The 20,114-nt window shown below is 55.4% G+C and carries 22 protein-coding genes and 1 riboswitch; of the genes, 21 read left to right on the top strand and 1 reads right to left on the bottom strand.

All coding sequences use genetic code 11. The features are described 5' to 3' along the window. Positions 1–53: 53 nt before the first annotated feature. From infA to thiC, 18 genes are all read left to right on the top strand, one after another. Positions 54–272: a translation initiation factor IF-1 gene (infA, locus tag ACO5Z0_RS05030; protein ID WP_009645081.1), complete on the top strand. Its 219-nt coding sequence runs from the start codon at positions 54–56 to the stop codon at positions 270–272. A 45-nt stretch (positions 273–317) separates the two neighbouring features. Continuing rightward, complete coding sequence (gene rpmJ, locus ACO5Z0_RS05035; RefSeq protein ID WP_005842139.1) at positions 318–431, top strand: 50S ribosomal protein L36; 114 nt, start codon at positions 318–320, stop codon at positions 429–431. 14 nt (positions 432–445) lie between these two features. Beyond that, positions 446–820 carry a 30S ribosomal protein S13 gene (gene rpsM, locus ACO5Z0_RS05040; RefSeq protein WP_006191768.1) on the top strand — a complete coding sequence of 125 codons (375 nt, stop codon included), beginning with the start codon at positions 446–448 and terminating at the stop codon, positions 818–820. A gap of 16 nt (positions 821–836) precedes the next feature. Beyond that, entirely contained in the window at positions 837–1,229 is a 393-nt protein-coding gene (gene rpsK / locus ACO5Z0_RS05045; protein ID WP_314619575.1) for a 30S ribosomal protein S11, read from the top strand. Positions 1,230–1,247: 18 nt separating this feature from the next. Then, positions 1,248–1,841 carry a 30S ribosomal protein S4 gene (gene rpsD / locus ACO5Z0_RS05050; RefSeq protein ID WP_442673367.1) on the top strand — a complete coding sequence of 198 codons (594 nt, stop codon included), beginning with the start codon at positions 1,248–1,250 and terminating at the stop codon, positions 1,839–1,841. 63 nt (positions 1,842–1,904) lie between these two features. Continuing rightward, positions 1,905–2,864 carry a DNA-directed RNA polymerase subunit alpha gene (locus ACO5Z0_RS05055; RefSeq protein ID WP_442673366.1) on the top strand — a complete coding sequence of 320 codons (960 nt, stop codon included), beginning with the start codon at positions 1,905–1,907 and terminating at the stop codon, positions 2,862–2,864. Between the two features lie 14 nt (positions 2,865–2,878). After that, positions 2,879–3,217 carry a 50S ribosomal protein L17 gene (gene rplQ, locus ACO5Z0_RS05060; protein ID WP_442673365.1) on the top strand — a complete coding sequence of 113 codons (339 nt, stop codon included), beginning with the start codon at positions 2,879–2,881 and terminating at the stop codon, positions 3,215–3,217. Between the two features lie 204 nt (positions 3,218–3,421). After that, on the top strand, positions 3,422–4,819 hold the full coding sequence (locus tag ACO5Z0_RS05065; protein ID WP_442674087.1) for an NAD(P)/FAD-dependent oxidoreductase: 1,398 nt from the start codon (positions 3,422–3,424) through the stop codon (positions 4,817–4,819). A 97-nt stretch (positions 4,820–4,916) separates the two neighbouring features. Continuing rightward, positions 4,917–5,762 carry a response regulator gene (locus tag ACO5Z0_RS05070; protein ID WP_485649438.1) on the top strand — a complete coding sequence of 282 codons (846 nt, stop codon included), beginning with the start codon at positions 4,917–4,919 and terminating at the stop codon, positions 5,760–5,762. Between the two features lie 4 nt (positions 5,763–5,766). Further along, positions 5,767–6,231, top strand: coding sequence for a chemotaxis protein CheX (locus ACO5Z0_RS05075; protein WP_442674086.1), 465 nt, complete (start codon positions 5,767–5,769; stop codon positions 6,229–6,231). Between the two features lie 494 nt (positions 6,232–6,725). Further along, entirely contained in the window at positions 6,726–8,015 is a 1,290-nt protein-coding gene (tig, locus tag ACO5Z0_RS05080) for a trigger factor (RefSeq protein ID WP_485649439.1), read from the top strand. Positions 8,016–8,066: 51 nt separating this feature from the next. After that, the gene (gene clpP, locus ACO5Z0_RS05085) at positions 8,067–8,675 is read left to right on the top strand and encodes an ATP-dependent Clp endopeptidase proteolytic subunit ClpP (RefSeq protein WP_485649483.1); all 609 of its coding nucleotides are present in this window, start codon (positions 8,067–8,069) and stop codon (positions 8,673–8,675) included. An 11-nt stretch (positions 8,676–8,686) separates the two neighbouring features. Next, a complete protein-coding gene (gene clpX, locus ACO5Z0_RS05090) occupies positions 8,687–9,958 on the top strand; it encodes an ATP-dependent Clp protease ATP-binding subunit ClpX (protein WP_442672967.1) in 1,272 nt (423 codons plus the stop codon). Between the two features lie 62 nt (positions 9,959–10,020). Further along, positions 10,021–12,354 carry an endopeptidase La gene (gene lon / locus ACO5Z0_RS05095; RefSeq protein ID WP_442672968.1) on the top strand — a complete coding sequence of 778 codons (2,334 nt, stop codon included), beginning with the start codon at positions 10,021–10,023 and terminating at the stop codon, positions 12,352–12,354. Further along, on the top strand, positions 12,299–12,967 hold the full coding sequence (yihA, locus tag ACO5Z0_RS05100; RefSeq protein ID WP_485649440.1) for a ribosome biogenesis GTP-binding protein YihA/YsxC: 669 nt from the start codon (positions 12,299–12,301) through the stop codon (positions 12,965–12,967). Before lon ends, yihA begins: the two co-directional genes overlap by 56 nt. A 50-nt stretch (positions 12,968–13,017) precedes the next feature. Further along, on the top strand, positions 13,018–13,470 hold the full coding sequence (ahbA, locus tag ACO5Z0_RS05105) for a siroheme decarboxylase subunit alpha (protein ID WP_442676585.1): 453 nt from the start codon (positions 13,018–13,020) through the stop codon (positions 13,468–13,470). A 12-nt stretch (positions 13,471–13,482) separates the two neighbouring features. After that, the gene (gene ahbB / locus ACO5Z0_RS05110) at positions 13,483–13,998 is read left to right on the top strand and encodes a siroheme decarboxylase subunit beta (protein ID WP_485649441.1); all 516 of its coding nucleotides are present in this window, start codon (positions 13,483–13,485) and stop codon (positions 13,996–13,998) included. 42 nt (positions 13,999–14,040) lie between these two features. Then, positions 14,041–14,144, top strand: a riboswitch (TPP riboswitch). A 102-nt stretch (positions 14,145–14,246) separates the two neighbouring features. Then, positions 14,247–15,554 carry a phosphomethylpyrimidine synthase ThiC gene (gene thiC, locus ACO5Z0_RS05115; RefSeq protein WP_485649442.1) on the top strand — a complete coding sequence of 436 codons (1,308 nt, stop codon included), beginning with the start codon at positions 14,247–14,249 and terminating at the stop codon, positions 15,552–15,554. A 107-nt stretch (positions 15,555–15,661) separates the two neighbouring features. On the opposite strand, the gene ACO5Z0_RS05120 is transcribed toward thiC, so the two are convergent. Continuing rightward, a complete protein-coding gene (locus ACO5Z0_RS05120) occupies positions 15,662–16,690 on the bottom strand; it encodes an AI-2E family transporter (protein WP_442676582.1) in 1,029 nt (342 codons plus the stop codon). 257 nt (positions 16,691–16,947) lie between these two features. On the opposite strand from ACO5Z0_RS05120, the gene rny reads away from it, so the two are divergent. The 3 genes from rny to ACO5Z0_RS05135 all read left to right on the top strand — a co-directional run bounded on the left by rny (position 16,948) and on the right by ACO5Z0_RS05135 (position 20,032). Then, a complete protein-coding gene (gene rny, locus ACO5Z0_RS05125) occupies positions 16,948–18,492 on the top strand; it encodes a ribonuclease Y (protein WP_442672974.1) in 1,545 nt (514 codons plus the stop codon). 104 nt (positions 18,493–18,596) lie between these two features. Next, complete coding sequence (locus ACO5Z0_RS05130; protein WP_442672975.1) at positions 18,597–19,127, top strand: hypothetical protein; 531 nt, start codon at positions 18,597–18,599, stop codon at positions 19,125–19,127. A 125-nt stretch (positions 19,128–19,252) separates the two neighbouring features. Next, positions 19,253–20,032: a TIGR00282 family metallophosphoesterase gene (locus tag ACO5Z0_RS05135; protein ID WP_485649443.1), complete on the top strand. Its 780-nt coding sequence runs from the start codon at positions 19,253–19,255 to the stop codon at positions 20,030–20,032. Positions 20,033–20,114: the final 82 nt, after the last annotated feature.

Below are 20,114 nucleotides of genomic sequence, written 5' to 3' on the forward strand. Positions count from 1 at the left end.
TCACGGAAGATGGACAGCTTTCGCCCAACCCAATTTCAGAGAGGGAGAAGCTCATGTCAAAACAAGATGTAATCGAAGTCGAGGGCAAAGTGCTGGAAGCGCTGCCCAACGCGATGTTTCAAGTCGAGCTGGAAAACGGTCACGTCGTCCTGGCGCATGTCTCGGGGAAGATCCGCATGAATTTCATTCGCATTCTTCCCGGCGACAAGGTCACGATTGAGCTTACGCCTTACGATCTGACACGCGGCCGCATCACCTATCGTTTTAAGTAGACGCAGCCGCTTTTTCGGCAGGCAGCGCAGAAGGAGGCAATGTCAATGAAAGTCAAGCCGTCCGTCAAACGGATTTGCGAGAAATGCAAAATCATCAAACGCAAGGGCCGCGTCATGGTCATTTGCGAAAATCCGAAGCATAAGCAGAGACAAGGTTAAGGAGGTGCTTTTTTATGGCACGTATCGCCGGTGTGGATTTACCGCGTGACAAGAGAATCGAGATTGCTTTGACATATATCTACGGGATCGGTCTGACGACATCCCAGAAGCTCCTGAAGTTGGCGGGCGTCAATCCTGACACGCGCACGCGCGACCTCACGGAAGATGAAGTCGTGAAACTGCGCGACGTCATCGACAAGGAAGCGATCGTCGAGGGCGATCTTCGCCGTGAGCGTCAGATGGCGATCAAGCGTCTCGTCGATATCGGTTGCTATCGCGGCCGCCGTCACCGCTTGGGACTTCCCGTGCGCGGACAGAACACGAAGAACAACGCCCGCACGCGCAAAGGCCCCAGAAAGGCCATCGCAGGCAAGAAGAAGGACAAATAAAAGGGAGGGTCATTGAGTGGCAGTAAAGAAAACGACGCGGACGAAAAAAAGAGACCGCAAGAACATTGAATTTGGCGTTGCACATATCAGCTCCACCTTCAACAACACGATCGTCACGCTGACGGACAAGAGCGGCAATGCCCTCTCGTGGGCGAGCGCCGGCGGCCTCGGCTTCCGCGGCTCGCGTAAGAGCACGCCGTTCGCCGCGCAGATGGCGGCGGAAGTCGCAGCGAAGGCTGCGATGGAGCATGGCTTGAAGCAGGTCGAGGTCTACGTCAAGGGACCCGGCGCCGGCCGTGAAGCAGCGATCCGCTCCCTGCAGGCGACGGGGCTTGAAGTCAACATGATCAAGGACGTCACCCCGATTCCGCACAACGGCTGCCGTCCGCCGAAGCGCAGAAGAGTTTGATGGAGGTGCAGAAGAAATATGGCTATTGACAGATCCGCAACCCTCAAGCGGTGCCGTTCGCTCGGCATCGAGCCGGGTATGGTCGGCATCAGCCGCCAGTCCAAGCGTCAGCCGCGCCGCCAGAACCGCAAGGTCAGCGAGTACGGTATACAGCTCAAGGAAAAGCAGAAGGCGAAGTTCATCTACGGCGTCTTGGAAAAGCAGTTCCGCAAGTATTATGAAAAGGCAAAGACGATGCCGGGCGTCACGGGCGAGAATCTCCTCGGTCTCCTTGAGCGCCGCATCGACAACGTCGTATTCCGTCTCGGTCTTGCTAAGACGCGCCGTCAGGCTCGTCAGCTCGTGACGCACGGTCACATCCTTGTCAACGGCAAGCGTCTCGACATTCCATCCGCGCTCGTCCGCGCCGAAGATGAGATCACGATCGACGAGAAAAGCCGTGCGAACGCTTTTTTCAAGGCGCTCGCCGAGAATTATAAGCCGCTGAACCTCCCTGCGTGGCTCACGGCTGACGGCGCAAAACTCAGCGGTACGGTTACGCGCTATCCGAGCCGCGATGAGATCGACGTCCCCGTCAACGAGCAGGCGATCGTCGAGCTGTACTCCAGATAATCTCTTGCCGGTACTTACCGATATGATCGACTGCATGAGAACAATGGAGGAGGGTTATCCCGGATGATCGAGATCGAAAAGCCAAAGATCGAGATAGTAGAAATCAGCGAAGATAATCGTTATGGGAAGTTCGTCTGCGAGCCTTTGGAGCGTGGCTACGGCACGACCCTCGGCAACAGCTTGCGGCGCATCCTCTTGTCATCTCTGCCGGGCGCTGCGATCACCTCGATTCGCATCGACGGCGTACTGCACGAGTTTTCCACCATCCCGGGGGTTCGGGATGATGTGACGAACATCGTGCTGAACCTCAAGTCGCTCTGCCTCAAGATGCACAGCGAAGAGCCGCGCGTTCTTCGTCTCGACGTCAAGGGCGAGAAGGAAGTCACGGCGGCGGACATCATCACCGATCCCGACGTCGAGATCTTGAACCCCGATCTTCATATCGCGACGCTCAATGAGGACGGTGAAATCCATATGGAGATGACCGTTGAGCGTGGAAAAGGTTATGTGGCAGCGGAGAAGAACAAGAAGCCCGATCATGTCATCGGCGTCATTCCGATCGACTCTATCTTTTCCCCGATCCAGCGCGTCAACTACACCGTGCAGGACACGCGCGTGGGCAACGTCACCGACTACGACAAGCTCATTCTCGATGTCTGGACGGATGGCTCCATTCGCCCCGAAGAGGGCGTGAGCCGTGCGGCGAGCATCCTCATCTCGCACTTCAAGCTCTTTCAGAGCATGGCGGGCATTCCTGAGGAAGAGGAAGAAGAAGAAGTCGCACTGCCTGAGCCGGAAGAGCCGGATGCTTCCAAGGTGCTCGAAACGACCATCGAAGATCTTGACCTTTCCGTTCGCTCCTTCAACTGCTTGAAGCGCGCGAATATCAACACGGTCGCCGATCTCGTATCGAAGACCGAAGAGGATATGATGAAGGTCAGGAACCTTGGCAGGAAGTCTTTGGAAGAAGTCAAGAAGAAGCTCGAGGAATACGACTTGACATTGAAGAAAGAAGAAGAATAAGAGAGGGAAAAACCATGAGCTATAGAAAATTAGGGCGTAATTCGAGTGCCCGCAAGGCACTCTTCCGCAGCATCTTGGCATCCTTCTTCAAGCATGAACGCATCGAGACGACGGAAGCGAAGGCGAAGGAAGTCAGAAGCCTCGCCGAAAAGCTCATCACGCTGGCAAAGCGTGGCGATCTTGCCGCTCGCCGTCAGGCGATTGCCGATATTGGCGATGAAGAAGCAGTCAGGAAGCTCTTTAACGATATTGCAGGCAAGTACACGGAGCGTCCGGGTGGCTACACGCGCATCCTGAAGCTCGGTCCCCGCCGCGGAGATGCCGCGCCGATGGCGCTTTTGGAGCTGGTCTGAGAATACGAAAGAGAAGCAGGGATATGGAGAGAAGCCGCAAGGCGACTCTTCGTATCCCTGCTTTTTGTTGTGCTGTTTGCCTCTGCGGATTTAATGAAACCCCACGCTTTATGCAACGAATCCCTTGCATAAAGGAAGTTCTTCCTATATAATACCAATTGTAGAAGAGTGAATTTTCGCATCCGGCAGACGGGAGGCGACAAGGTGAAAAAATACGATGTCGCTATTGTGGGCGCGGGACCGGCGGGCGTTTTTGCAGCGTACGAGCTGGCAGAGAAGAAGCCCGATCTTTCCATCGTCGTCATAGAGAGCGGCAACGATATATACCATCGCTGCTGTCCGATTTCAGCGGGCAAGGTTAAGAGCTGCATCGGCTGCAAGCCTTGCAGCATCATGCGCGGTTTCGGCGGCGCGGGCGCCTTTTCCGACGGCAAGTACAACTTCACGACACAGTTCGGCGGCTGGCTTGGCGAGTATATCAGCGCGGCGGAGGTCATGCGTCTCATTGAGTATGTCGATGCGATCAATATGCGCCACGGTGCGCCTGCGAAAGTGTTCAGCACGAAGGGCAGCCGCATCGGCAAGCTTGCCTTGGAGCATGATCTTCATCTTTTGGAAGCGAGCGTGCGCCATCTCGGCACGGAAAACAACTTGAAGATGCTCGAAAAAACTTACGAGTACATGAAAGAGCGCGTTGAGTTCCGTTTCGGTGCGTCCGTCAAGAACATCCTATCCGACGGCGAAGGGGAAAATGCCCTGGCGTTGGAGAGCGGCGACCGAATCGCCGCTGAGTATCTCGTCGTCGCGCCGGGGCGTTCGGGCGCCGAATGGTTCTCCGAGGAATGTCGGCGGCTGCGCGTCGAGCAGAAGAACAATCAAGTTGACGTCGGAGTGCGTGTCGAAGTGCCTGACGAGATCTTCGATCACATTACCTCGGACGTCTATGAAGCGAAGCTTGTCTACCGTACGAAACGCTACGGCGATTCTGTGCGCACTTTTTGTATGAATCCGCACGGGCATGTCGTCATGGAAAATACGGGCGGTATCATGACGGTCAACGGTCACTCGTACAGCGACCCGAAGATGCAGAGCCGCAACACAAATTTCGCCCTCTTGGTGTCGAACCACTTTACGGAGCCGTTCAATGAGCCGCATAAGTATGGCAAGAGCATCGCTTCTTTTTCCAACATGCTCGGCGGCGGCATCATCATGCAGCGTTACGGCGACCTCGTTCAAGGCAGGCGCACGAACGCGCACCGTATGAGCCACAGCTTCATGGAGCCGACGCTCCATGCGACCCCGGGCGATCTCTCGCTGATTTTGCCTAAGCGCCATCTTGACAACATCATGGAGATGGTGCAGGCGCTCAATGCGGTTGCGCCGGGCATGACGAACGACGACACGCTGCTCTATGGCGTCGAAGTTAAGTTCTATAGTTCACGCATCGTGCTTTCCAACGAGCTTGAAACGCGTCTTAAAAATGTCTTTGCCGTCGGCGATGGCGCCGGCGTCACACGCGGTCTTTCGCAGGCGGGTGCAAGCGGCGTTCACGTCGCCCGCGTCATCCTCTCGCGCATGGGCGCAGATAGAGAAAATGCTTAATCTTTTAATGACTTTAGCCGATAGGATAAATGTAGAGGGATATGTTCTCTTATCGGGCGGAAAGAATAGGGTGAGCTTAGTGAATAAAGTTAAAATTATGATTGTCGACGATTCGCGCGTCAGTCAAGCGATGCTTGAGGGCATCCTCACGAAAGCGGGTTTTGATGTCTGTGCCATCGCGAGCAATGCCGCCGAGGCTGTCGAAAAATATAAGGAAACGCGTCCGGCTGCCGTGACGATGGATATGAATCTTCCAGACGCCAACGGCATTGAGACGAGCCGCCGCATCCTCGCGATCGACCCGGACGCCATGATCGTCATGATCAGTGCAATGAAGGATGCGAGCCTCATGACGCAGGGGCGTGAAGCGGGGATTCATGCGTTCCTGCAGAAGCCCGTGAAGCCCAATGAGATCATCGATATACTGATTATTCTTTGCCAGAAGAGGACTGGCGCCATCGCCATGCTGCGCGACTCTTATGTAGAAACTTTCGCACAGGCGTTCCAACGCAGTTTGTTCAGTCTGCTCGGGGTGGAGAGCGAGGTGGAGGTCTCCATCGATGAAAGCCCCTATCTGACGATTCAAGGCATCGCCGTCATCATCGGTCTTACCGGAGCGCCGATGGGACGCGCCGTCGTCCACATGGATGCAGAAACCATGCGCCGCTTCGCGCTGCGTATGCTCGCGATGGAGGAGCATGACGACATTGCGGAGGACGAGATCAACGATTCGGTCGAAGAGTCGGCGAACATCATCGTCGGACGCGGCGTCTCGAAGGTCAATGATATCTTTCGCGATAAGGAAATGCGCTTGACGCCGCCGGGTACGATCAGCGGCGCGAATATCCGTATTGCCAACCCGAAACTCACGTCGTTTGAGGTTGTCGCTAAAACGGACATCGGCGATATTTGCCTGAATCTTGGATTTGCGGAAGGGGAGTAAAAGTATGGATGCAAAATTGGTCAATCCTTTTATTGACGCTTTTACCGCCGTCATGCCGCAGATCGGCTTTCCTGAGCCAAAGCGCGCCAAGGTCACGGTCAAGCAGAAGAACGCCGTAAGTCTCGGTGTTTCCGTCATCGTCGGCTTCACGAAGCAGATTCGCGGCAACGTCGTTTACAACATGACGGAGGATACGGCGAAGTTCATTGCTTCCACAATGATGATGGGTATGCCCGTCGACAATTTCGACGAGATGGCGCAGAGCGCGATTTCTGAATTAAGCAATATGCTGACAGCGAACACGGCGACGCATATCGCGGGATTGGGGCTGGAAGTTGACATCTCTACGCCTTCGCTTTCCATCGGCGAGGACTTCCAGATCAAGATCAGCAGCTCGGGCTACCTTGCCGTTGATATGGATCTCGGGGGACGTGTCGTCGAGCTCGATATATCCGTTGCGACGACATAAGGGCGTTTACTGTGAAAGTCTAAGAAGCCGAGCCAAAGGCGCAGGCTGATGGGGTAACTTTCCTTAAGGCGTGAGGATATATGTACAGCGTGCTTCTTTGATAGTGCCATCGCAAGAAACGGGCTAGAAAGTGCATCATGCCGTTTCGCGTGACGGCTGAATATATGTCCTGAAAGTTTACGCGCGGCAGTACTTTGTCTGTCGCTGGAATATAAGAACAATGATGCTTCAGCTCATCCGCATGGATGGGCTGTTTTCATATAAGGAGAGCAGATTCACTTGTGCGCCTGCATCGTTCCGCCAAAGTTTGGCAGAACGATGCGGCAATTAAACTTGCAATCTTCCCTTTTATGGGACATTGGGTAAAGTGCTTGTATTTCCCATTTGAGTATGGTATCATGGTTAGTATGGCAAAATGGGGTTGGAGAGGGATTCTCTGCGTTCCCCCATAAAAATATCAAATGAAGGAATACTTTAGGAGGTTATCTTATATCATGAAGGCTACCGCAGAGAAGATGGACAATCACGAAGTCGTTCTGACAATAGAGGTAGAAGCGGACGTCTTGAAAAAGGCGGAAGCAAAGGCTTGCAAGGACCTTGCGAATCGCGTGAGCATTCCGGGGTTCCGCAAGGGCAAGGCGCCGCGCCACATCATCGAGCAGCGCGTGGGCAAGCAGGCGATTCTTGATACGGCGTTTGAGTCTGTCGCGGATCAGGCGTTTGGCGATGCTTTGGAAGAGCAGGACATGTCGCCCGTTTCGCGCCCCGACATCGAGGTTGTGACGCTCGAATCCGACAAAGACGTCGTGTTCAAGGCGCGCTTCACGGCGAAACCTGAGGTTGCGCTCGGCGAGTACAAGGGTCTCAAGGTTGAGAAGAAGGTCGAAGAAGTCACGGACGAGGACGTTGATAAGGAAATCGAGAGTATGCGCCGCCGCCGCAGTCAGATGGTCGACGCTGCTGAAGGTGCAGAGGTCAAGAAGGGTGACCTCGTGACGCTCGATTTCAAAGGCTTTGTTGAGGAAAAGGCTTTCGAGGGCGGTGAAGGCAAGGATTATCCCCTTGAAATCGGCTCGAATCGCTTCATCCCCGGCTTTGAGGATCAGCTCATCGGCATGAAGGTCGGCGATGCGCGCGATGTAAACGTGACGTTCCCCGAGGAGTATCATTCGAAGGAACTCGCCGGCAAGCCTGCGAAGTTCGAGTGCAAGATTCACAGCATCAAAGAGCGGCAGATGCCCGAGCTTGATGACGATTTCGCCAAGAAGGTCAGCAAGTTCCAGACCGTCGAGGAGCTTCGCGCCGATATCCGCAAGAACTTGGAACATGCAGCGCAGCAGAAAGCGGATAATGATTATAATGTCGCCGTCATCGAGAAGGCGACGGGGAACATCACGGTTGACATCCCTGCGGTCATGATCGAAAACCGTGTGACGATGATGATTCAGGAAATGGCGATGCGCCTTGAGCAGCAGGGTATGCGTCTGGAGCAGTATTTGCAGTACGCCGGCACCGATCTCAACCAGATTCGTGAACAGTATAAAAAAACGGCGGAGGAGAATGTCAAGACGGATCTCATGCTTGAAGCCGTAGCGAAGGCGGAAGGGATCAAGGTCGACGGCAAGGATCTCGATGCTGAAGTTGCGGCGATGGCTGTGGCTTATGGCGCGACGCCGGCGCAGGTCAGAAAGGTCGTCAAGGAACAGGGCCGCATCGGCGATCTCATGACGACGGTTCTCAGAAAGAAAACATCACAGTTCATTTTGGACAATGCCGCGAAGTGATTTTCGCTTCGGTAATGTCGGTCTAAACGGGGGGATAGCATGAACAGCTATATGAACAGTTATGTTCCCATGGTGGTTGAGCGGTCGAACCGCGGAGAGCGTGCATACGATATTTATTCGCGCCTCTTGAAAGACCGCATCGTCTTTGTCGGCGGACCGATCGACGACAATGTGGCGAACGTCGTCGTCGCACAGCTCCTTTTCCTTGAATCCGAGGATCCTGACAAGGACATTCATCTTTATATTAACAGCCCAGGCGGCGTCGTGACGGCAGGTCTTGCCATCTACGATACGATGCAGTATATCCGTCCCGATGTTTCGACGATCTGCATCGGGCAGGCGGCGAGCATGGGTTCGCTTCTGCTGACGGCAGGAGCGAAGGGCAAGCGCTATGCGCTTCCTTTAGCGCGCATTATGATTCATCAGCCTTTGGGCGGCGCACAGGGACAGTCGACGGACATCCAGATCCAGGCGAAGGAGATCCTGCGTCTCAGAGAGGTAGGAAACGACATCCTCGCCAAGCATACGGGGCAGCCGCGTGAAAAACTCATCGCCGATACGGAGCGCGACAACTTCATGACGGCGCAGGAGACGAAGGAATACGGCCTCATCGACGAGGTCATCACGCGTCCTGTCAAGATTGAGAAGCCCAAGGACTAAGAGGTGGTATCATGTTGAAGTTTGGGGATGAGAAGGGGCAGCTTAAGTGTTCCTTCTGCGGCAAGTCGCAGGAGCAGGTCAGAAAGCTCGTGGCAGGCCCCGGCGTCTACATCTGTGATGAGTGTATCGAGCTTTGCAACGAGATCATTGAGGAAGAATTCAGCGAAGATATCGAAGTCGAGCTTAAAGATGTGCCGAAACCGAAGGAGATTCGCCAGATCCTCGATCAATACGTGATTGGGCAAGAGGAAGCGAAGAAGTCGCTTGCTGTTGCCGTCTACAACCACTACAAGCGAATCAACCGTACGCAGGGGAAGACGGACGAGGTCGAGCTGCAGAAGTCGAATATTCTGATGATCGGTCCGACGGGCAGCGGCAAGACGCTTTTGGCTCAGACGCTTGCCAAGATCCTCAATGTGCCGTTTGCCATTGCAGACGCGACTTCCTTGACAGAAGCCGGCTATGTGGGAGAGGATGTGGAGAACATCCTCTTGAAGCTTATACAAGCGGCGGACTACGATGTAGAGAAAGCGGAGAAAGGTATCATTTACATCGACGAGATCGATAAGATCGCGCGCAAGTCGGAGAATCCGTCCATCACGCGCGATGTTTCGGGCGAGGGCGTGCAGCAGGCGCTTTTGAAGATCTTGGAAGGTACCGTGGCTTCCGTGCCGCCGCAGGGCGGGCGCAAGCATCCGCATCAAGAGCTTATACAGATCGACACGACGAACATTTTGTTCCTCTGCGGCGGCGCTTTCGATGGCATCGAGAAGATCATCGAAGCGCGTATGGGCAAGAAGAATATGGGATTCGGCGCTGAGATCGCCTCGAAGGTGGAGCGCAATATCGGGGAGACACTGCGCCACATCCTGCCGGAAGATTTGCTGAAGAACGGCTTGATTCCAGAGTTCATCGGGAGACTTCCGATCGTCGTGACCCTTGAAGCGCTCGGCGAAGGAACGCTCGTGCGCATCTTGACTGAGCCGAAGAACGCGCTTGTCAAGCAGTATCAGAAGCTCTTGGAGATGGACGGCGTGAAGCTCGACTTCGACGAAGCGGCGCTCCATCTGATCGCGAAGGAAGCCTTGAAGCGAAAGACGGGGGCGCGCGGTCTGCGCTCAATCATCGAGAGCATCATGCGAAACGTCATGTATGAAGTGCCGTCTGTTGATGGAGCTTCGCACTGCCGCGTCACAAAGGAAGTCATCTCGGACAAGAAAGATCCTGTACTGACGATTGACAAGGCAAAGGCGAAGAGCGTGGATAAGGAAGCATCAGCTTGAGCATCGAAGGGGACGCTGCGGCAAGCAGCGTCCTTTTTTGCTATCTTTAAGGAGGATTGTTTATGTCGGAACTGCGTAGGCTGCCGCTCCTGCCTCTGCGGGGAATGATCGTGTTTCCCTTCATGATCATCCATCTCGATGTCGGCAGGGATCGTTCCGTGGCGGCATTGGAGGAAGCGATGGTGCGTGACCGTCAGATTCTGCTCGTGGCGCAAAAGAATGCTGAGACCGATGAGCCGGGCGAACAGGATCTCTACAGCGTCGGTACAATCGCCGAGGTGCGTCAGCTTTTGAAGCTGCCGGGCGGCGCCTTGCGCGTGCTTGTCGAAGGACAGAAGCGGGCTGTGATCGAAGGCTACGAGGAGCTTGAAAAATTCGCTGAAGTAGCGGTCGCCGAGTATGCCGAGGTCGTCGAGGAGTCTATGGAAATGGAGGCGCTGACACGCGCTGTCGTGCATGAGTTCGAGCAGTGGGTGAAGATCAGTAAAAAAATTCCTGCGGAAACACTCGTTTCCGTGGCGATTCTCGACGATGGGGGCCGCTTGGGCGATCTCATCGCGAGTCATTTGAATCTCAAGCTCGAAGACCGGCAGGCGCTTTTGGAGCAAGTCAATATCAAGAGCCGCATGGAACTCCTTTATAAGATTTTGGCGCGTGAGCTTGAAGTGCTGGAAATGGAGCGCAAAATCGGTATGCGCGTGCGCAAGCAGATGGAAAAGATTCAGAAGGACTATTACCTGCGCGAGCAAATCAAGGCGATTCAAAAAGAGCTGGGTGACGAGGACGACAAGGCGGCGGATATCGAAGCGTACCGCAAGAAGCTCGCTGAGGGCGGCTATCCCGAGGACGTGCAGAAGGCGATCGAGAAGGAAATCCATCGCATGGAAGGACAGGCGAGCATGTCCGCCGAGATGGGCGTCATACGCACCTACATTGAAACTTTGCTTGAACTGCCGTGGACGATTCTATCGGAGGACAACATCGACATCAAGGCGGCGGAAGCTGTCTTGGATGCGGATCACTACGGACTCAAGAAGGTCAAGGAACGCATCCTCGAATACCTCGCCGTCCATCAGCTCACGAAGGAGCAGCACGCGCCGATTTTGTGCCTCGTCGGCCCGCCGGGCGTCGGCAAGACGTCTCTGGCAAGTTCCGTGGCGCGTGCGACGGGCAGGAAGTTCGTGCGTGCATCGTTGGGCGGCATTCGTGATGAAGCGGAGATTCGCGGACATCGCCGCACCTACGTCGGTGCGATGCCGGGGCGCATCATGGAAGGGCTGCGCAAGGCGGGCACGAAGAATCCCGTATTCCTGCTTGACGAGGTGGATAAGATCGCTATGGATTACAAGGGCGACCCTTCGGCGGCGCTCCTCGAAGTGCTCGATCCCGCGCAGAATTCGACGTTCAGCGATCATTACGTCGAGCTGCCCTTCGACCTCTCCGAAGTTCTTTGGATCGTTACGGCAAACAGTCTGGCGAATATCCCGCGTGCGCTGCGCGACCGCATGGAGATCATCACGCTTTCGAGCTATACGGAGCAGGAGAAGCTGGAGATCGCCAAGCGCTACCTCATCGGACGCCAGCGTGCGGCGAACGGTCTGAAGGCGCGTGACCTGCGATTCGGCGAGGGCGTCGTCGAGAAGATGATCGTCGAGTACACGCGCGAATCGGGCGTGCGTGAGCTTGAACGCACGATCGGGCACGTATGCCGCAAGGCGGCGCGGCTCATCGTCGAGGGTGAGAAAAAAGCGGTGCGTGTGACGGAGAAGAATCTTGCTGCCTTCTTGGAACGACCGAAGTTCCTCAGGAAGAAGGCGGAGAAGAAGCCTGAGATTGGCGTGGCGACGGGCATGGCGTGGACGGAGGTCGGCGGCGATATCCTGCCGACGGAAGTCACGGTGCTCGCGGGCAAGGGCAAGCTGATCTTGACAGGTCAGCTCGGTGACGTCATGCAGGAGTCGGCGCGTGCGGGACTTTCCTATATCCGCAGCCGACAAAATGTGTTCGGTATTGATGCAGACTTCTATGAGAAGCGCGACATTCACATCCATCTGCCTGAAGGCGCGATTCCAAAGGATGGACCGTCTGCGGGCATCACGATGGCGACGGCGATGATCTCGGCGCTGACGGGGCGAAAGGTCAGAAGCGACGTCGCCATGACGGGCGAGATTACGCTGCGCGGTCGCGTTTTGCCCATCGGCGGTTTGAAGGAAAAGGTTCTGGCGGCGTACCGCGAGGGCATGAAACGTATCGTTTTGCCGAAAGAGAACGAGCGCGACATCGAGGACATCCCGCAGGAAGTGCGGGAAAAACTCGTTTTCGTGCCCGTAGAAACGATGGATGAGGTGCTCCTTGAGGCGCTTGTGCCGCAAAAGGGAGGCGCACACACTGGATAAGGTCACGATCACACAGGGAAAATACATCGCCTCCGCCGTGAAAAAAGAGCAGTATCCCGAAGTAAGACGCAAGGAGATCGTCTTCATCGGACGCTCGAACGTCGGCAAGTCGTCGCTCATCAACTCGCTTGCACGCACAAAAAATCTTGCTCGCGTCTCGGGGCAGCCCGGCAAGACGCAGACGATCAACTTTTACGAACTTGGCGCGAAGATCGAAGGCGAAGCAGAGCGGCGCGACTTCTACCTTGTCGATCTGCCGGGTTACGGCTACGCGCGAACGGCGAAGAGCAAGCGCAAGGTGTGGTCGCGCTTCATCGAGGCATACCTTTTGCACAGCGAGGATTTGCAGTTTGTTTGTCAGCTCATGGACATTCGCCACGAACCCATGACGTCGGATATTGAGATGTTCCAATGGCTCGTGGCGAAGGGGCTGCCCGTGCTCGTCGTCGCGACGAAGGCGGACAAGCTGAGCCGCAACGAGCAGAAGAAGAGCATCGCCGTCATGCGAAAGGCGCTCGGCGTTGCGGAGCTGGATATTCTACCGTATTCTTCGGTAAAAAATGAAGGGCGTTCAGAATTGCTTGACGTGATAGCAAATGTTCTGATAGAATGAGCGAAAGGGTGTATTGCCAAAACTTCCCCGGAGAAAATGAGGGTGAAAATATGTTGACAGCTTTTGACAAGAAGCTTCTCAACGTCTTGCAGGCCGGCTTGCCCATCAGCAGCCGGCCTTTTGCTGACTTGGCGCAAGGCTTGGAGGCAGATGAAAAGACCGTTCTTTCGCGCGTGAAGGAACTCAAGGCGCAAGGATATCTGCGCCGTATCGGGCCGTTTTTCGACTCGGCGAAGATGGGCTATCGCGGCACGCTCGTGGCGCTTCGCGTGAAACCCGAAGCGATGAAGCGCGTGGCTGAGGCGGTGAACCGCCATGTGGGCGCGACGCACAACTATGAGCGTGAGGGAAAGTACAACCTATGGTTCACGCTGCTTACGCCGAATGAAGAGATGCGCCGCAGGATTCTTGCGGAGATCCGCGATCTGCCCGGCGTCGAGGCTTTGTTGAATCTCGCCTCGCACAAGAAGTATAAGGTCAACGTACAGTTCAAACTCGGATAAGGGGGTGCTGCGATGGAAATGCTCGATGAAATCGACAAGAAGATCATACGCGCCATGCAGGGGGATTTTCCGCTCGTAGAAGAGCCGTACAAGGAAATCGCCGCCATCGTTGGCGTCGAAGAGGCAGAACTGCTGCGCCGCCTGTGCCGTTTGAAGGAAAACGGGCAGATCCGCAAGATGGGGGCTGTCCTTCAGCACCGCGCTGCGGGATTCACGGCGAATGTCCTGTGCGCTTGGGTCGTGCCGCCCGCACGCATGGATGCGGTCGCGCGATGTATGTGCGAAAACCCTGCGGTATCGCATTGTTATGACCGCGACACCGCAGAGGATTGGCCGTACAACGTCTACACGATGATTCACGCGAAGAGCCGCACCGAGTGCGAGGAGATCGCCGATGCGATCGCTGCCGAGTGTGATCTTAAAGAGCGCGTCATGCTCTATTCTGTCAAGGAATGGAAGAAAACGAGTATGCGCTATTTCTGCGAGAACGAAGATGTCCGTCCGTCTGACTGCGTCCTGCGGGCTTGACTTCTTGAACTTTCATGCTACAATAAGACTGTCAGATGAATATGAATCCACTGGGGGAGCATTTGCTGAGAGGCTTTCGTGCGACGGAGCCGACCCTTGGAACCTGTTTGGTTAATACCTGCGTAGGGAAGTGGTGGTTTCTGCAGATTTTTGGGGAGCTGCCGGGCTTTGCGGGCGGCTCTTTTTTTTGCGCTCTGTCGTGGATTCGTCGATTGGGGCGGCGTTTGCCGTCCGTATGGGGGGATCTTATGGCAACGCAGATGCAGTATGCAAGAGAGGGAAAGATCACCGATGCCATGCGGCAGGTGGCTGAGACGGAGCAGGTGGACGCGGAAACGATTCGTGCGCGTGTGGCGAAAGGAACGGTTGCGATCTGCGCCAATGTGAATCATGCGGGGCTGAAGCCTGCCGGCGTCGGCGAGGGTCTGCGCACGAAGGTCAATGCGAACATCGGCACGTCGAGTACATTTCCCGACATTGCGCCGGAGCTGGAAAAGCTCGATGAAGCCGTGCGCTCAGGCGCGGACGCCGTCATGGATCTTTCGACGGGCAACAACATCGACGAATCGAGGCGGCGCATCATCGCTCATTCGCCTGTCATGGTCGGCACGGTGCCGCTTTATGAAGCGACGGTTACGGCGATCAAGAAGCGCGGCGCCGTGGTCGAGATGACAGCGGATGACATCCTGCAGACGATTGAGCGGCAGGCGAAGGACGGCGCGGACTTCATGACGTTGCACTGCGGCTTGACGCTCGAAGCCGTGCGCAACCTGCGCGAAGAGGGGCGCGTCATGGACGTCGTGAGTCGCGGCGGCTCTTTCATCACGGGCTGGATGCTTTACAATGAGAAGGAAAATCCTCTCTACACCCATTTTGACGATATCCTCGATATCTGCGAGAAGTACGATTCGACGATCAGCTTGGGCGACGGTCTGCGTCCCGGCTGTCTTGCCGATGCGACGGATCGTGCGCAGATCACGGAGCTCGTGAATCTCGGCGCACTCGTTGACCGCGCATGGAAGCGCGGCGTACAGGTCATGGTCGAAGGTCCGGGGCACATGCCGTTCGATCAGATCGCAGCGAATATGAAGCTCGAAAAGCGGCTATGCCACAATGCGCCGTTCTATGTTCTCGGTCCTTTGGTGACGGACGTCGCGCCGGGCTACGATCATATCACGGCGGCGATCGGCGGCACGCTCGCCGCCGTGAGCGGCGCGGACTTCCTCTGCTATGTGACGCCCGCCGAACATCTGTGCCTGCCTACATTGGATGATGTACACGACGGTGTGATCACGAGCCGCATCGCTGCACATGCAGCGGATATCGTCAAAGGAGTGCCCGGTGCAGCGGAGTGGGACAGGAAGATGGCAGAAGCGAGGAAGGTTCTCGACTGGGATGCACAGCTCGCGCTTGCCATCGACCCCGCCCGCGCGAGAGCGCGCCGCGAGGCGAGAAACGATGCGGGGGAAGGCGCTTGTTCCATGTGCGGCGACTACTGCGCGGTGGAAATCATTCAGAAGTATTTCGATCAGCCTGTCGCTGGGATTTGCGATTGAGGATAGGAAAAGAGCCTGCCGTACTTTGCGGCAGGCTCTTTTCCTGTGCATATCGTATAAGCGCCGATAAGCGGATAAAATGAAGTATTATCCGTGCTTGGCGCTCCTTACGCCTCTTCTTCATTTTGCCGTCCCGTTTCCTGCTGATCGCGGTAAATGTCGGCGATCACGAGCTTTACGATGACGATGAAGGGGACGGCGAGGAACATGCCGGCGGGACCGAGAATTTCGCCGCCGAAGATGACGCCCAAGATGATGGCTACAGGATGCAGATTCAGGGACTTGCCGATGAGCGTCGGATAGACGAAGTTGTGATTGATCTGCGTCAGTACGACGTAGAAAAGGACGGTTTGGAGCACGAGCCCACGCGATTCGGTGGCGGTCAGAAAGACACCGAACGCCGAAGCGGCAGTCGGACCGAGTACGGGGACGAATTCGCCCAGCCCGGAGAGAAAAGCAAAGACAGAGGCGTAAGGGAGCCCCATAAGTTCGAAGTAGAAGAATACGACGACGCTTGTGATGGAGCACATGATGATCTGGCTGAAGATGTAGACGCGCAGAGCGCGCAGGATGTCGTTGAAGAGGTTGAGAACACGCCTCCGAGAGGTTTGCGGGAATAGTCCGGCAAGCCATATTTTTATGCTCTTTCCGTCTTTGAGAAGATAGAAGGTCACGAAGATAATGATGACGAATGCCATGAATTTTCCGAAGGCTTCCAAGAGAAACGTGAGCGAGGATTTCAGCAGTTCTGCACCCAGACTGCGTAAATTGACGAGGATGTCGTTGAGTTCGCCGCGCAGCAAGTCGGATTCGGAAACGAAGGGGATGTTTTGCAGGCTCAAGGTGATATTTGGCAAGTCGGCGATAAAGCTGCGGAAGGTGGGGAAGAAGGAGAGCGATAAGAGAACGAGCAGCCCTGCGAGGAGCGCGATGAATCCGATGACGACGAGACCCGCCGCAAGGACGCGCGGCACTCTTTTGCGCTGCAAAAAATCGACGGGCGGCTGAAGGAGAAGCTGCAGGAGGAGAGAGAGGAAGATGATGAAAGCAAGATCCGGAAAGAACCAAAATGCCGAGAGCAGAAGCGTGAAGGTGACGCCTAAGATGATGGATGTGCGGTAGTTTGTCAAGTGCATGGTATATCCCCCTTTTATCGTTATATTTATCGAGCGCGGCGGAAAATCCTGCATGAATATCGGCAGAAAAGAGTTTTCTCTGAAAATCAATGAAATTATATCTGAAACTAGGTCTTTAAGGGAACTTTAGAGGATAATTCTTGACAGGACATGGGAAACATCATACAATAGGAAAGTATAGTTTTCAGCCACGCACTATCACAAGATAAATTTAAGGGAAAACGGAGTCGTTCAGCGATTCTTATACAAACTAGGGGGTGTTAGTTATCATTGAAATACTTTTGGCGGTCATTCTCTCGCTGATCGTCGGCATTGGCGGCGGTTATCTGCTGCGCAAGAGATCTGCGGAGGCGCAGATCGGTTCTGCCGAAGAAGAAGCGAAGCGGATTGTTGCCGAAGCGGAGACCAAGGGCGAAGCTCGCAAGAAAGAGGCTTTGCTTGAGGCGAAGGAAGATATTCATCGGCTCCGCCAGGAGCTTGATCGCGATACAAAGGATCGCCGCAGCGAGCTGCAGCGGCAGGAACGCCGCATTGTGCAGAAAGAGGAGAATCTCGACCGCAAGCTCGATTCCCTAGAGAAAAAGGAAGAAGTCCTTTTGAGCAAGGAAGCGAAGATCGACCGCACGCGGGCGTCCATCAATGAGCTTCGCGACAAGCAGAAGGAAGAGCTGGAGCGTATTTCGAGCTTGACGGCGGAGGAAGCGCGCACGATGCTCTTGTCGGAAGCGGAAGAAGAGCTCAAGCACGAAAAAGCCATGATGATCAAGGATTATGAGCAGCAGGCGAAGGATGAGGCGGACAAGCGCGCGCGCGATATTGTTTCGCTTGCCATTCAGCGCTGCGCCGCTGATCAGGTGGCGGAGACGACGGTTTCTGTCGTATCGCTTCCGAATGACGAAATGAAGGGGCGCATCATCGGTCGTGAGGGACGCAACATCCGCACGCTCGAAACCTTGACGGGCATCGACTTCATCATTGACGATACGCCGGAGGCGGTCATCCTCTCCGGCTTTGATCCGGTGCGGCGCGAAGTGGCTCGTATCGCACTGGAAAAGCTCGTCACGGATGGGCGCATCCATCCGGCGCGTATCGAAGAGATGGTCGAAAAGGCGAAACGAGAGGTCGATCAGCGCATCAAGGAAGCGGGCGAACAAGCGACGTTCGAGACGGGCGTGCACGGGCTTCATCCCGAGCTTGTGAAGCTCCTCGGGCGTCTGCGCTACCGCACGAGTTACGGGCAGAACGTGCTCAATCATTCGATCGAGGTCGCACATCTTGCGAGCGTCATGGCGTCGGAGATCGGCGCGGATGTGATGCTTGCAAAGCGCAGCGGTCTTTTGCACGATGTGGGCAAGGCGGTCGATCATGAGGTCGAAGGTTCACATGTGACGATCGGCGCCGATCTTGCGAAGAAGTACCGCGAGCACAAGGACGTGATCAACGCGATCAGCGCGCATCACGGCGACGTGGAGCCGACGACGGTAGAAGCGGTGCTCGTTGCGGCGGCGGACGCTGTCTCGGCGGCAAGGCCGGGCGCGCGCCGCGAGAGCCTTGAGGCGTATCTGAAGCGTTTGACGCGCCTTGAAGAGATCGCTGAGTCGTTCGACGGCGTTGACAGCTGTTTCGCCATTCAGGCGGGGCGCGAGGTGCGCGTGATGGTCAAGCCCGAGAAGGTTGACGATGTCGCATCGGTTGCGCTCGCGCACGACATCGTCAAGAAGATTGAGTCGGAGCTTGAGTATCCGGGACAGATCAAGGCGACGATCATTCGTGAGACGCGCGTTGTTGATTACGCAAAATAGTTGTATAATGGGTGTTGGGAGGATGCTTCTCAGCACCCTCGCTTTTTAGAAAGCACGGAGCCTGCCGGCGTCGTGTGCATTTTGGCTGTGACTAGGGAAACGAGGTGTTTGCTTTGGGCAGATTTATGGGAAGTGCGAAGAAGCCGAACAAGGATGGCATCAATCTCTTGGTGTCCATCCTCGTCTGTTATCCGGAAATCGGCATGGTCAGCTACGAGCCGGAGAAGGAGGCTCTTTACTTCTCCTTTACGTTGCAAAAGGTGCCCCCGCGGCAGGAGTTTGAGGAGACTGCGGCTTTTCTGGAGGAGAGCATCCTCACATATCACGATCTTGAGGGACTGATTCCGGGGGAGATTGACTTTACGCTGGAAGGGCAGGGAAATACGGCGTTTTTCCGCGTGCTGCGCGATGTCCGTACACTTTCGCGCGGTGAAATTGCCCTTTTGGCAGACCTCATGTACGAGCGTTTCGGTGATGCACTCGTTTCCGACCAGACGCGCGATACTTACGAGGAGGACAACTTCATGCGTGAAGAGGCGATTGACCATATCATCGGCAGTCTCAAGGGAAGCCGCATGGCGGATCGCATGATCGGCATTCGCGAAGAAGGCCGCGTCATGGTGTTCAATAAGTAAACCGGCAGGAAAAATGGAACAGGGTGCAGGCGGCAGGAAGTGTCGCCTGTCGCTTTATAAACGGCGCGTGAGTATGAGAACGTGTCCACAAAATTTGTGCTGTTTGCACGAAAGGTGGTTATGTTTTGAGAGTCATGCTTGTTGGAGATGTTTGCGGCAGACCGGGCAGAGAGGTGTTCAGCCGTTTTACATCGGCGCTTCGCAGGGAAAAGGCCGTGGATGTCGTCATTGTCAACGGTGAAAATTCTGCGGGCGGCAAGGGCTTTACGCGCAAGTCGCTGGATGCGCTGTATCATGGGGGCGCCGATATTGTGACATCGGGCAACCATGTCTGGGATAAGAAGGATGTTTTGGAGTTCATTGATGATGAGCCTTTTCTCATCCGCCCTGCCAACTATCCGGAAGGCGCGCCGGGAAAGGGCTATTGCATTTATCCTTACCGCGCAAAGAACATCGCTGTCATCAATATGTCGGGTCGTGTGTTCATGCCGGATATGGACTGCCCGTTTCAAAAGATCGAGGGAATCCTGCGCGAGATTCGTGATGAGGCTGACGTTGTTTTTCTCGATTTCCATGCGGAAGCGACTTCTGAGAAAGCGGCGATGGGCTGGTACCTCGACGGGCGTGTCAACGCTGTTGTCGGCACGCATACGCATGTGCAGACGGCGGATGAGCGGCTTTTGCCGGGGGGGACGGCATATATCACAGATCTCGGCATGACAGGGCCGTGGGACTCAGTGCTCGGCGTGCGCGTCGACCGCGTGCTGGAGAAATTCACGACGTGCCGCCCCGTACGATTTGAGGTGGCGGAAGGTCCTCGCGTCTATTGCGCCGTCATCGTTGAGATTGATGATGCGACGAATCGGACGCGATCTATCGAGCGCGTTATGAAAACGGTGGATTAGCAGGAGTTTTCCCTTTTGTATAGAATAGGGAAGATAAAGTTTCATATAGATTGTATATGAATGAAAAATCTGAATCGGCAGA

This window comes from Selenomonas sp. (assembly GCF_057272215.1).